Source organism: Sporosarcina ureilytica, from assembly GCF_001753205.1.
Classification (GTDB): domain Bacteria; phylum Bacillota; class Bacilli; order Bacillales_A; family Planococcaceae; genus Sporosarcina; species Sporosarcina ureilytica.
The window spans coordinates 2,530,040-2,542,718 of sequence record NZ_CP017560.1 but is presented as its reverse complement, the minus strand read 5'-3'; the positions used below and the strand labels follow the sequence as shown (position 1 = coordinate 2,542,718).

The following is a 12,679-nucleotide window of genomic DNA, read 5'->3' as shown; positions in this document are numbered from 1 at the left end:
ACAGCATGAAAAGTTCATACTATGCTTACGTTGGAATAAAAAGTTGAGGTGACAAAAATGTCGCTCGTAAAAACGACACGTGTTAACTTCCTTTTTGATTTTTATCAATCACTTTTGACGGATAAACAAAGAACGTATATGAAATTATATTATCTGGAAGACTTGTCGCTAGGAGAAATTGCTGAAGAGCACGATGTATCTAGGCAAGCTGTGTATGATAATGTTCGACGGACGGAAGCCATGTTAGAAGACTATGAACAAAAATTAAATTTGTTTTCCAAATTTCAAAGACGATTAGCAATCATTGAAAAGATGGAGAAAATGTTAGTAGATGAATCGGCTCAATCAGAAGAGATAAAGCGTTTATTGTACGCATTAAAAGATCATGAGTAGGAGGCGTCGCCATGGCATTTGAAGGATTAGCTGAGAGGCTGCAAGGAACGCTCCAAAAAATTAGGGGCAAAGGGAAAGTAAACGAAGCAGACGTCAAAGAGATGATGCGTGAAGTTCGCTTTGCGCTCATTGAAGCGGACGTTAACTTAAAAGTCGTTCGTGAATTCGTAAAAAAAGTTAGTGAAAAGGCTGTCGGGCAAGATGTACTGAAGAGCTTAACGCCTGGACAGCAAGTTGTGAAAATTGTTCAAGATGAATTGACGAATTTAATGGGTGGCGAACAAGAACCGATTCAATTCGCTAGAAAAGCACCAACCGTTATTATGATGGTTGGTTTACAAGGTGCCGGTAAGACGACAACTACCGGAAAGCTTGCTGCGTTATTACGTAAACGTCATAATAAAAGACCACTCCTTGTTGCAGCAGACGTTTATCGACCAGCCGCAATTCAACAATTAGAAACACTTGGGAAGCAATTAACGATACCAGTGTTCTCACTTGGAACGGATATTTCGCCTGTGGACATTGTAAAGCAAGCGTTGGAAGAAGCAGAAAAAGAACATCATGATGTTGTCATTGTGGATACAGCAGGTCGATTGCATGTTGACGAAACATTAATGCAGGAACTTAAGGATATCCAAGAACTGTCAACTCCAGATGAGGTCTTTCTTGTTGTCGATGCAATGACCGGGCAAGATGCTGTCAACGTAGCACAAAATTTCAATGAGACAGTTGGAATTACTGGTGTTGTGTTGACAAAACTTGACGGTGATACAAGAGGTGGAGCTGCGCTTTCAATCCGTTCTGTAACAGAAAAACCGATTAAATTTGTCGGGGTTGGCGAGCACATGGATGCCCTCGAACCATTCCATCCAGAAAGAATGGCCTCAAGAATCCTTGGGATGGGTGACGTTATGTCACTTATTGAAAAAGCCCAAGCGAATGTGGATGAAGAAAAAGCGAAGGAAATGGAAGAAAAATTCCGTACCCAATCCTTTACACTTGATGATTTCTTAGACCAATTACAACAAGTGAAAAAAATGGGTCCTCTTGATGAGCTATTGAAAATGATGCCAGGCGCAAATAAAATTAAAGGCTTGGAAAATGCTCAAGTAGATGAGAAGCAGATGGGACGCGTTGAGGCAGTTATCCAATCGATGACGCCTGCGGAGCGTACAACACCCGAAATTATTAATGCAAACAGACGTAGACGTATTGCAAAAGGATCGGGTACATCTATTCAAGAAGTAAACCGTTTGTTAAAGCAGTTTAACGATATGAAGAAAATGGTTAAACAGATGACAAATATGCAACAAAAAGGAAATAAACGTATGAAAATGCCTGGTCTCGACTCTTTTTTTAGGTGAGAAACAGGGATTTGAAAATAATTTTAAGGTGTTAAGAGAAAACACTTTACAAACACAAAAAAGCTTGTTAATATAAGTTCTTGTGTGAAACTATTCGGAGGTGCAATAAATAATGGCAGTTAAAATTCGTTTAAAACGTATGGGAGCTAAAAAAACTCCTTTCTATCGTATTGTAGTAGCAGATTCACGTTCACCACGTGATGGTCGTCAAATCGAGACTGTTGGAACGTACAATCCACTTACAAGCCCGGTAGAGTTAAAAATCGATGAAGAGCTAGCGCTTAAGTGGCTACAGAACGGTGCACAACCATCTGACACAGTGCGCAACCTGTTTTCTGACCAAGGCATCATGGAAAAATTCCATAATGCAAAACATGGTAAATAAAGTGAAACTGCAATAAGCGTGAGCCTTATCCCGGTTATTGCTAGTTGAACCAATCGGGCATTTACGAGCACTTGGTGCAAGTGGATGTCCGACTGTAAAAGCTTTACTTTAAGTGAGGTCTTACTGCCCGTTAATGCGGGGTAATCAGGAGGGGTAGACATGAAGCAGCTGATTGAAACGATTGTTAAACCATTAGTCGATTATCCTGACGACGTTCAGGTATCGATGGATGAACGGGAAAGCCGAGTTACGTATAAACTTTCTGTTAATGCCGAAGATATGGGTAAAGTAATCGGAAAGCAAGGACGCGTTGCAAAAGCAATCCGCACGATAGTTTATTCAGCAGCAGGCAGTCACCACGGCAAAAGAGTATTTGTCGATATTATAGATTGATATTGAAAAGGAAGGAGCTTAAGGTTCCTTCCTTTTTAAAATTTATTTATCAGTGTAACTTGATTCAGCAATGTCCCCAACATCTATAAATGCGCAGGGGCAATGCTAAAAATTAATATTAGAGGGAGTTCATATTCCTTGTACCGGTTGCTTCGCTTTCGGTACAAATGAATTTCTGATTCAAGTTAAGCCTCCGGTGGGTGTCAGGGATTTTGAAAGGAGTTAAGGAAGGCAACTTAAGAACACCGCGTCCTCGTATGTGCCCTAATTTCTGCAAAGTTTGCAGAAATACGGCAAATCGAATCCTGCGCCGTTCGATTGGCAACAGTTGTATGACCAACATCGTGTTGGCCTCAATTCAAAATCCTGACGCAATTACGCTGGGGCGTAGTAGAGATAAGGACGGTGTAAATAATGAACTGGTATAACGTAGGAAAGATTGTCAACACGCATGGTGTTCGCGGTGAGGTCCGTGTGATGTCCCGTACAGATTTTCCTGAACAACGATATGCAATTGGAAGTGAATTAGGACTTTTCTTACCTAAAAGTAAAGAACCTATCCACTTAATTGTAGCAACCCATCGAAAACATAAAAATTTCGACTTACTAACGTTTGAAAACCATTCAAATATCAATGATGTTGAAAAGTATCGAGATGGTATTTTAAAAGTGTCAGAAGAGCATCTTGGGGAGTTAGATGAACATGAGTTTTATTATCATGAAATCATCGGTTGCATCGTATTTGATCTTGAAGGTACAGAAATTGGGAAAGTTACAGAGATCATTTCTACGGGGGCCAATGATGTGTGGAGTGTTAAGCCGGAAACTGGAAAGACACACTATATCCCATACATTGAGGATGTTGTCAAAGAGGTAGATATCGACAATAAAAAAATTGTGATTGATCCACTTGAAGGATTGTTATCATGATGAAAATAGATATTCTAAGTTTATTTCCAGAAATGTTTGAAGGCGTTTTACATTCTTCAATCATGAAAAAAGCGCAAGAAAAAGAAGCGGTCGAGTTTGGTGTTACAGATTTCAGGGATTACTCAGAGAACAAACATCGTAAAGTGGACGACTATCCGTACGGCGGCGGGGCAGGAATGGTATTGAAACCTGAACCGTTATTTGCGGCTGTAGAAGCTGTTACAGAGGATGAAACGACCAAGCCACGCGTTATTTTATTATGCCCACAAGGAGAACGTTTTTCTCAAAGAAAAGCTGAGGAACTGGCGAAAGAAGAACATTTAATCTTGATTTGTGGACATTATGAAGGGTATGACGAGCGAATTCGGGAAGAGCTTGTAACGGATGAAATTTCCCTTGGAGACTTCGTTCTAACAGGTGGAGAAATTGCAGCGATGGCTATTGTTGATAGTGTTGTCAGGCTTTTACCGAATGTACTCGGCAATACAGAATCCTCTGTACTTGATTCTTTTTCAACTGGTTTATTAGAACATCCTCAATATACCCGCCCTGCGAATTTTAACGGTCTAGAAGTTCCAGAAGTCTTACTTTCCGGAAACCATGCTAAAATAGAACAATGGCGCGAAGAACAAGCTTTACTTCGAACCTTTGAAAGAAGAAAAGACTTATTAAAAGGTGCCCCGTTAACCGAGCATCAAAAAAAGCTTTTAGTTAAATTAGAGAATAAAAAAAGTAAAGATGCTGAGCTCTGATTATAGGCTAGAATACTAAAGGATTAAATCGATTCGAATACGTAAAAAATAATTAGATTCTATTGCACAACGCAGCGATTCATGTTAGTATCTACTATGTACTTCGTATGTGAAGTACATATTGACTGATGTTCCGCTGCGATGTAAGTGTGCAAGAGCATCTGTGGAGAAGGAGAGAATACAATGCAAAACATTATTGCAGAAGTTACAAAAGATCAGCTTCGTACTGATTTACCAAAATTCCGTGCGGGAGACACTGTTCGTTTGCACGTAAGAATCGTAGAAGGAACGCGTGAGCGTATCCAGCTTTACGAAGGTGTTGTTATTAAACGCCGTGGTGGAGGAATTAGTGAAACATTCACAGTTCGTAAAATTTCTAACGGTGTAGGCGTTGAGCGTACATTCCCTGTACATACGCCAAAAATTGAAAAAATTGACGTTGTTCGTCGCGGTAAAGTACGCCGTGCAAAATTGTACTACCTACGCAGTCTACGTGGAAGAGCTGCACGTATCAAAGAAATTCGCTAATAACAAGCAGACTCAGGAGGCCCAGCAATTGGCCTCCTTTCTTTTTGCCTCTAGTAAGAATAAAATGTATAGTAGAAATTGTAAACACGGGAGGCTTTGATATGGACGAAAAAAAGACGAAAAATGAAACATGGGAATGGATAAAAGCACTATTAATTGCATTCGGCTTAGCGGCAATTATTCGGATATTTCTATTTACGCCAATTGTAGTAGACGGCGTATCTATGATGCCGACTTTAGCGGATGGAGATAAAATGATTGTCAATAAAATTGGGTATACAATCGGGAAGCCCGATCGATTCGATATTATCGTATTTCATGCACCTGAACAAAAAGATTATATTAAACGGATTATTGGCCTTCCGGGGGATGAGATAGAATATCGCGATGATGTGCTATATGTTAACGGGAAAGCGATAGAAGAACCTTATCTGGATAAGTACAAAGCAGAGGCGGAGGAGTTGCCGCTCACTGAAGATTTTATGCTTGAAGATAAAATCTCATCAAATATTGTTCCAGAAGGACATGTATTTGTATTAGGAGACAACCGAAGAAAAAGTAAAGACTCACGTCATATAGGAGTGGTCCCAATCGATGAAATTATTGGAAAGACAAAATTCGTCTTTTGGCCAATGAAAGACTTCGGATTCGTTGACTGAAAGGAGAGAAAGACATTATGACCATACAGTGGTTTCCAGGTCATATGGCAAAAGCACGCCGAGAAGTAACTGAAAAATTGAAACTTGTTGATATTGTATTTGAGTTAATCGATGCAAGACTCCCTTTATCTTCGAGAAATCCAATGATTGATGAAGTGATTCATCAAAAGCCAAGGCTGCTTATTTTGAATAAAGCAGACCTTGCAGACAATGCCGAAACAACTAAATGGATTCAGTATTTTAAAGAGCAAGGGATGGATGCGGTTGCAATTAATTCATTCCAAGGGCAAGGTTTGCAAAAGGTTACAAAAACTGCCAAAGAAATCCTTGCACCTAAAATTGAACGTATGCAAAGCAGAGGAATTCGACCAGGGGCAATTCGTGCAATGATTGTTGGAATTCCAAACGTTGGAAAGTCAACATTAATTAATCGGTTAGCAAAAAGAAATATCGCCAAAACAGGGAATACGCCTGGTGTAACACGAGCGCAGCAATGGATAAAGTATGGCAAAGAATTGGAACTTCTAGATACGCCAGGTATTCTTTGGCCAAAATTTGAAGACCAAGTTGCGGGTTATAAACTTGCGTTAACAGGTGCGATAAAAGATACATTATTAAATATGGATGACTTAGCATTATTTGGACTTCGTTTTTTAGAAGAACATTACCCAGAGCGACTCAATGAAAAATATGGACTCACGGAAATTGGGGAGAGCCCTGATGAAATTTTAGCTGTGTTTGATCATATTGGTCAGCTTCGGAATGTCTTAACGACTGGCGGAGAGATTGATTATGATAAAGTATCTGAACTAATTGTCCAAGATATTCGCAATGAACAACTAGGGAAATTAACATTTGATCTTACGGAAGAATTGCATGAATAGTAATGTAGAAAAATCGGATTGCTTACGGCATTAAATTTAAGGTTTTCCGAAGTAAATAAAAAGAGTGGCATCTTGCTACTCTTTTTTCTGTTCCAATAATTTATGAATGATTATGCCCTTTCTTATCATTAAAAAAGAGCACGATTGACCGATAGAAAATATAAGAAAGATAGTAAAGGTGATTACATGCAAACAGTGAAGGAAATAGAAGCGGAATTAAAAACTATAGAGGAGCCGACAACATGGTTGAAAGAGCTTGAGAATGACGGAAGAGTGGGTGTGAAGAAGGCCTTGAATCGTTGGTATAGTAATTACAAGAAACGACAACAAGTATTAGCAGCGTTTGAGCGGAAGAAAGCCTTTGATGCCTCGTATAAGCCGTTTCAACAAGCGTATGTCGCAGGAGTTGATGAAGCCGGGAGAGGCCCTTTAGCGGGTCCTGTCGTCACAGCAGCGGTGATATTGCCTGAAGATAGCAAGGCTTTAATAGGTCTTGATGACTCAAAAGCAATTTCAAAAGCAAAGCGAGAACAGCTTGCTGAAACGATTAAGGAAATCGCCATTGCATATTCAATTCATATTCAACCTGCGACTGTGATTGACGAGTTGAATATCTACTCAGCGACTAAATTATCGATGGAAAAAGCCGTTGAAACTTTATCCGTTTCACCGGACTTTGTCATTGTAGATGCCATGCAATTAAATGGTCATTACCGGACTGAATCCGTCATCAAGGCAGACGCGCAAAGTCTAGCCGTTGCAGCAGCGTCTATCCTGGCGAAAACGACTAGAGATACTTATATGGACGACATACATACTGAGTTTCCTGTGTATCAATTTGCAAAAAATGCAGGGTACGGTACTGCGGAACATGTTGAGGCATTAAAAAAACACGGTCCATGTATTCACCACCGAAAAAGCTTCGAACCAGTAAAGTCATTATCAAAAGTGTAAAGCGCCGTTTAGCCCCGGCAAGCAACAGACGGTTTGCGAGGAGGCGACCTCCAGCCGCCACAGCAAAATGGCTTGTGAACCGAGGGACTGGCGCTTGCAACTAGATGTATCAAAAGTAAAAAGTGCCGTTTGGAAGTGCTTTATTTAGAAAGGAGGGGGGATGTTGTCCATTCCATCAATGAACTCGATTAGCGCACAAGTTACGGCGCAAAACAACGTCAATAAACCGCTTGTCCTAAATGAAGGACAAATGATCCATGGCCGCATTGAGCAGTTGTTTCCTGGTCAATTAGCCGAAGTTCGAATTGGAGAGCAAAAAATGATTGCGAAGCTGGAAGTACCGATGCGGGCAGGAGATTCTTATTATTTTCAAGTGGCATCGATTAATCCGGAAGTGCAATTAAAGATCATTTCAGGTCCTACAGATTCCGAGGCCAATCCTGGACGGCAACTACAAAACTTAATGCAAGCCATGCAGTTACCTAGAACTCCTGAGATGGCGACGCTCCTATCATTTGTTTTGGAAAATAAAATACCGATTACACGAGAAAATTTATTGCAAGCAGTTCACTTATTACAAATGACGCCATCAACAAATCAACAAGGAGCCCTTTTATCCATTCGAAAAATGGTTGAATTGAAATTACCTCTAACCGAATCCTTATTCCAATCTATATTAGGGATAGCGTCTAAAGAAGGGTTACATTCGGTGATAGACACGTTTAGAGCAACACTGTTGAAGGATTCTTCTGTTGCACCGCACACTAGAGCATCGATTATTCAAGTGCTAAATCATATAGAAAAGCCTTTAGTCCATGCAACGAGTCACGCATTACTCGGTCAATCATTGCAGATTTTAGCAGATAACGAACAGCAAGCAGAACTACGTTTTTCAGTTCTTCAGCTTTTAAAGGAATCTACTATTCTTCCTAGTCAAACGTCACTTCCGAACTTACCGCGAACGCTCGTTACGCTAATCGCAGGGGCGGCGGGGCAAGATGTAATGATACAAGCTGGTTCTTTGTCAACGCAGTTGGAAAACTTGGTCAAGTTTATTTCAGAACAGCCATTTTTTTCAACTGAACAAAAAGGGAAGTTAGCGGCTGTAATCAATCAAGTTGATCATTCAAATGGTTTGAACAAGGGTATGCAGAGAATTGCCAACGCTTTACTACAAATGATTGGTGAAAATTTATCGGCGAACCCGATTCAATCAGCAAACAATACCAGTCAACATATACTGGGCCTTTTTGGTAATGAGGAACGAGCGGTCGATACTGGAATAGTGGATTCTTTATTACAAAATGCGGAACGATCCAACAATGTAGGGATTCAAAAGCTAGTTCAGTTAGCTGAAACATCAGTCTCAAATGCGATAGATGGGAAAGTGATGAAAGATACAGTTCAAACTATTTTTCGTTCGTTAGGTTTTAATTACGAAGCGTTATTACTCGGAAAAGAAGTACAATCCGAGCGGCTCTTACAATCATTAAAACCTCAGCTACTTACCATAATGAACGACCCTAACCTAACAAATGCAGTCCGTGAAATGGCGGAACAACTAGTCGTTAGAATGAATGGGACACCATTAACATCGGTTGAACAAGGCGTTAATCACCAACTTGTCATGCAACTTCCACTCGAATTTTTCGGTAAAAGAATTGATGCAACGTTGCAATGGAGTGGAAGAATGAAGGACGATAAAAAAATTGACGCGGATTTTGCAAGAGTTCTATTCTATTTAAACCTTCATTCATTACAAGAAACTGTAGTGGATATGCAAGTTCAAAATCGAATTGTTACGGTTACAGTATATAACGAAGACTCGACATTACCGGAAATTGGACAACCATTGCAAGAAAAGTTAAAGGACGGTTTAGAGTCAGTTGGTTATCAACTTTCTGGTGTCTTCTTTAAAAAAATTACAGCTGATAAAAAAAGCAGTAAATCATTGAAAAACGTCACCACATATGATGAGGGAAGGGTCGATTTTCGAATATGATAAATAATAAATTTGAGCGAAAAGAAGCGGTCGCATTGTCTTATGATCCGAGTGAACCGAATGCCCCAAAAGTTGTTGCAAAAGGGAAGGGGAAAATCGCAGAAAACATCTTGGCTAAAGCGAAAGAACATGATGTACCAATACAAGAAGATGCAAGTTTAGTTGAATTACTCGGGCAATTAAATATTGAGGAATCTATACCTGAGGAACTTTACCAAGCGGTATCTGAAGTGTTTGCTTATATCTATCATATTGATAAAGCACATGAGTCGGAAAACGTAAAAGAATTATGACAAAATTCGTGATTTCGTAGTCATATGTGGACTTTATATGACATGTTTACTACAATAGATAGGGTAGTAGATTAAGAGTTACAAGTTTGATTGGAGGATGTAAGATGAATATCCATGAATATCAAGGTAAACAGCTTTTACGTAATTACGGTGTAGCTGTTTCAAACGGAATTGTCGCGTTTTCACCTGAAGAAGCAGTTAAAGCAGCGAAACAACTAGCGACTGACGTATTCGTTGTAAAAGCACAAATCCACGCGGGTGGCCGAGGCAAAGCCGGTGGGGTTAAGATAGCAAAAAATCTTGACGAAGTACGTGCGTATGCAAAAGAATTACTTGGTAAAATTCTCGTAACTGAACAGACGGGTCCTGAAGGTAAGGAAGTAAAGCGCTTACTAATTGAAGAAGGCTCTAACATTGAAAAAGAATATTACATAGGCCTTGTATTAGACAGTGCAACTGACCGAGTCGTACTGATGGGATCTGAAGAAGGCGGCGTAGACATTGAAGCGGTTGCAGAAGAAACGCCTGAAAAGATTTTCAAAGAAATCATCGATCCGGTCGTTGGATTAACTGGATTCCAAGCACGTCGTATGGCATTCAATATGAACATTCCAAAGCATCTTGTTAACAAAGCAGTGAAATTCATGTCGGGTCTTTACAACGTCTTTATCGATAAAGACGCTTCAACTGTGGAAATTAACCCGCTAGTTGTAACGGCAGAAGACGACATTTTAGCACTTGATGCAAAGTTTAACTTTGATGAAAGCGCATTATATCGTCATAAAGATATCGTAGAACTTCGTGACTTTGACGAAGAAGACCCAAAAGAAATCGAAGCATCGAAATATGACCTAAGCTATATTGCCCTTGACGGAAATATTGGGTGTATGGTAAATGGCGCCGGTCTTGCGATGGCAACGATGGATACAATCAATTATTACGGCGGATCACCTGCCAACTTCCTAGATGTTGGTGGCGGTGCGACGGCTGAGAAGGTTACAGAAGCGTTCAAAATCATCCTTTCAGATGAAGCGGTAAAAGGGATTTTTGTCAATATTTTCGGTGGAATTATGAAGTGTGACGTTATCGCGGAAGGTGTCATTACAGCTGCGAAAGAAGTCGGTCTTCAAGTCCCATTAGTCGTACGTTTAGAAGGTACGAATGTTGACAAAGGAAAAGTATTACTGAACGAATCAGGACTTAACATCATCGCTGCTGATTCAATGGCAGACGGTGCACAAAAGATTGTTGAACTCGTAGGCTAAGAAAGGCAGGGACAAACAATGAGTATTTATATTAATAAAGATACAAAAGTTCTCGTACAAGGAATTACAGGTGCTACAGCACTTTTTCATACAAAAGAAATGCTTGAATACGGTACGAAAATCGTCGCAGGTGTGACGCCAGGCCGTGGTGGGGAAACTGCTGAAGGTGTACCTGTTTTTAATACAGTTGAAGAAGCGGTAAAAGAAACAGGCGCTAACGTCTCAGTTATCTATGTTCCAGCTCCGTTTGCAGCAGATGCAATTATGGAAGCAGTAGATGCAGAATTAGACATGGCGATTTGTATTACAGAGCATATTCCAATTTTAGATATGGTTAAAGTAAAACGTTATATGGAAGGTAAGAAAACACGTCTTGTTGGACCGAACTGCCCAGGTGTAATTACGGCGGATGAGTGTAAAATTGGGATTATGCCAGGGTACATTCATACAAAAGGCCACGTAGGTGTTGTATCGCGTTCTGGAACGCTTACTTATGAAGCGGTTCACCAGCTTTCACAAGCTGGTATCGGTCAAACGACAGCGGTTGGCATCGGTGGAGACCCAGTTAACGGGACGAACTTTATCGATGTACTAAAAGAGTTTAACGAAGATCCAGAAACATATGCAGTTGTGATGATTGGTGAAATCGGTGGAACAGCTGAAGAAGAGGCTGCAGAGTGGATTAAGGAAAATATGACGAAGCCAGTTGTTGGCTTTATCGGCGGACAAACAGCTCCTGAAGGAAAGCGTATGGGGCACGCGGGTGCGATTATTTCTGGCGGTAAAGGAACTGCTGCGGATAAAATTAAAGCACTTAATGCTGCGGGCGTTGAAACTGCAGATACACCATCTGTTATCGGCGAAACACTCATTAAAGTTATTAAAGAAAAAGGTCTTTACGAACAGTGTAAAACCCATTAAGATAGAAAGTACAGTGTATTCAGATAATACACTGTGCTTTTTTCTTGTAAGGAGGAATGTCAATGAATTTAACGGAAGTAGAAAAAAGATTATTGGTCCTTCATTACGTTTTCCCTGTCCCCGCCAATCGATTTACGAAGTTATATGAAGTAGATCCAGAGCTTATTCAATTTAGTACATTTCCAACTGAAAAACTAGCGTTTATTCTAAATATAACACCGAAGAAAGCTAGTAAAATAAAAGGGAGTGTAGCTGTAAACTCCACACTCCCTTTTGAAGAATTATATGATTCTTATGGCATTATCCCCATCCCTTTCACAAATCCCTTATTTCCTAAAAGTTTATTAACGATGATTGATCCGCCAGCCGTGTTATACGTACAAGGTAACACCCAGTTATTGGCTGAAAAAATGAAAGTTTCGATTATAGGTTCAAGAAAAGCGACGTTTTATTCGGAAAAATCTTTAACTTTTATTGTCCCTCCTTTAGTAAAAAATAATGTGATTATCGTTTCTGGATTGGCTAGTGGAGCAGACACATTTGCGCACCAGTCCGCCATAAAATACGGTGGCAAGACAATTGCTGTGCTTGGTCATGGTCTATTTCATATATATCCAAGAGAAAATAGTACGTTAAAAGATGAAATAGGAAAAAATCATTTATTAGTTACAGAATATCCACCTTATGTCAGGCCAGAGAGATGGACTTTTCCAATGAGAAATCGAATCATTAGCGGATTATCAAATGCGATTATCGTCACAGAGGCTGCGAAGAAAAGCGGAACAATGAGTACGGTTGAGCATGCTTTGGAGCATGGGAAAGATGTATTTGCTGTTCCTGGTCCTATTACCTCACGATTATCGGAAGGGCCAAATAATTTGATAAGCGAAGGTGCTGAGCCGTTATCTAACGGATATCAAGTTATTGAAACGTTAAGGTAGGGTAGTCATTTC

Annotated in this window: 15 protein-coding genes; all 15 read left to right on the top strand. The window is 40.1% G+C overall.

Going from position 1 to position 12,679, the window contains the following annotated elements:
• Positions 1–57 precede the first annotated feature (57 nt).
• Positions 58–393 carry a putative DNA-binding protein gene (locus BI350_RS12625; RefSeq protein WP_075528448.1) on the top strand — a complete coding sequence of 112 codons (336 nt, stop codon included), beginning with the start codon at positions 58–60 and terminating at the stop codon, positions 391–393.
• 11 nt (positions 394–404) lie between these two features.
• Positions 405–1,760: a signal recognition particle protein gene (gene ffh, locus BI350_RS12620; protein ID WP_075528447.1), complete on the top strand. Its 1,356-nt coding sequence runs from the start codon at positions 405–407 to the stop codon at positions 1,758–1,760.
• A 112-nt stretch (positions 1,761–1,872) separates the two neighbouring features.
• On the top strand, positions 1,873–2,145 hold the full coding sequence (gene rpsP / locus BI350_RS12615) for a 30S ribosomal protein S16 (RefSeq protein ID WP_075528446.1): 273 nt from the start codon (positions 1,873–1,875) through the stop codon (positions 2,143–2,145).
• Positions 2,146–2,304: 159 nt separating this feature from the next.
• Entirely contained in the window at positions 2,305–2,538 is a 234-nt protein-coding gene (locus tag BI350_RS12610) for a KH domain-containing protein (RefSeq protein WP_075528445.1), read from the top strand.
• 414 nt (positions 2,539–2,952) lie between these two features.
• Positions 2,953–3,468 carry a ribosome maturation factor RimM gene (rimM, locus tag BI350_RS12605; protein ID WP_075528444.1) on the top strand — a complete coding sequence of 172 codons (516 nt, stop codon included), beginning with the start codon at positions 2,953–2,955 and terminating at the stop codon, positions 3,466–3,468.
• A complete protein-coding gene (gene trmD, locus BI350_RS12600; protein WP_075529375.1) occupies positions 3,468–4,220 on the top strand; it encodes a tRNA (guanosine(37)-N1)-methyltransferase TrmD in 753 nt (250 codons plus the stop codon). The genes rimM and trmD overlap by 1 nt, the downstream gene beginning before the upstream one ends.
• A 183-nt stretch (positions 4,221–4,403) precedes the next feature.
• Complete coding sequence (rplS, locus tag BI350_RS12595) at positions 4,404–4,748, top strand: 50S ribosomal protein L19 (RefSeq protein WP_075528443.1); 345 nt, start codon at positions 4,404–4,406, stop codon at positions 4,746–4,748.
• A gap of 101 nt (positions 4,749–4,849) precedes the next feature.
• On the top strand, positions 4,850–5,407 hold the full coding sequence (gene lepB / locus BI350_RS12590; protein WP_075528442.1) for a signal peptidase I: 558 nt from the start codon (positions 4,850–4,852) through the stop codon (positions 5,405–5,407).
• 17 nt (positions 5,408–5,424) lie between these two features.
• Positions 5,425–6,291, top strand: coding sequence for a ribosome biogenesis GTPase YlqF (gene ylqF / locus BI350_RS12585; RefSeq protein WP_075528441.1), 867 nt, complete (start codon positions 5,425–5,427; stop codon positions 6,289–6,291).
• 144 nt (positions 6,292–6,435) lie between these two features.
• Positions 6,436–7,245 (top strand): ribonuclease HII, encoded by an 810-nt coding sequence (locus BI350_RS12580; protein ID WP_342672182.1) that lies wholly within the window; start codon positions 6,436–6,438, stop codon positions 7,243–7,245.
• Positions 7,246–7,408: 163 nt separating this feature from the next.
• Positions 7,409–9,247, top strand: a complete 1,839-nt coding sequence (locus tag BI350_RS12575) for a hypothetical protein (RefSeq protein WP_075528439.1) — start codon at positions 7,409–7,411, stop codon at positions 9,245–9,247.
• Complete coding sequence (locus BI350_RS12570) at positions 9,244–9,540, top strand: EscU/YscU/HrcU family type III secretion system export apparatus switch protein (protein ID WP_075528438.1); 297 nt, start codon at positions 9,244–9,246, stop codon at positions 9,538–9,540. Before BI350_RS12575 ends, BI350_RS12570 begins: the two co-directional genes overlap by 4 nt.
• A 104-nt stretch (positions 9,541–9,644) precedes the next feature.
• A complete protein-coding gene (gene sucC / locus BI350_RS12565) occupies positions 9,645–10,805 on the top strand; it encodes an ADP-forming succinate--CoA ligase subunit beta (protein WP_075528437.1) in 1,161 nt (386 codons plus the stop codon).
• An 18-nt stretch (positions 10,806–10,823) separates the two neighbouring features.
• Positions 10,824–11,726, top strand: coding sequence for a succinate--CoA ligase subunit alpha (gene sucD, locus BI350_RS12560; protein ID WP_075528436.1), 903 nt, complete (start codon positions 10,824–10,826; stop codon positions 11,724–11,726).
• A 62-nt stretch (positions 11,727–11,788) separates the two neighbouring features.
• Positions 11,789–12,667 (top strand): DNA-processing protein DprA, encoded by an 879-nt coding sequence (gene dprA / locus BI350_RS12555; RefSeq protein ID WP_075528435.1) that lies wholly within the window; start codon positions 11,789–11,791, stop codon positions 12,665–12,667.
• The last annotated feature ends 12 nt before the right edge of the window (positions 12,668–12,679 follow it).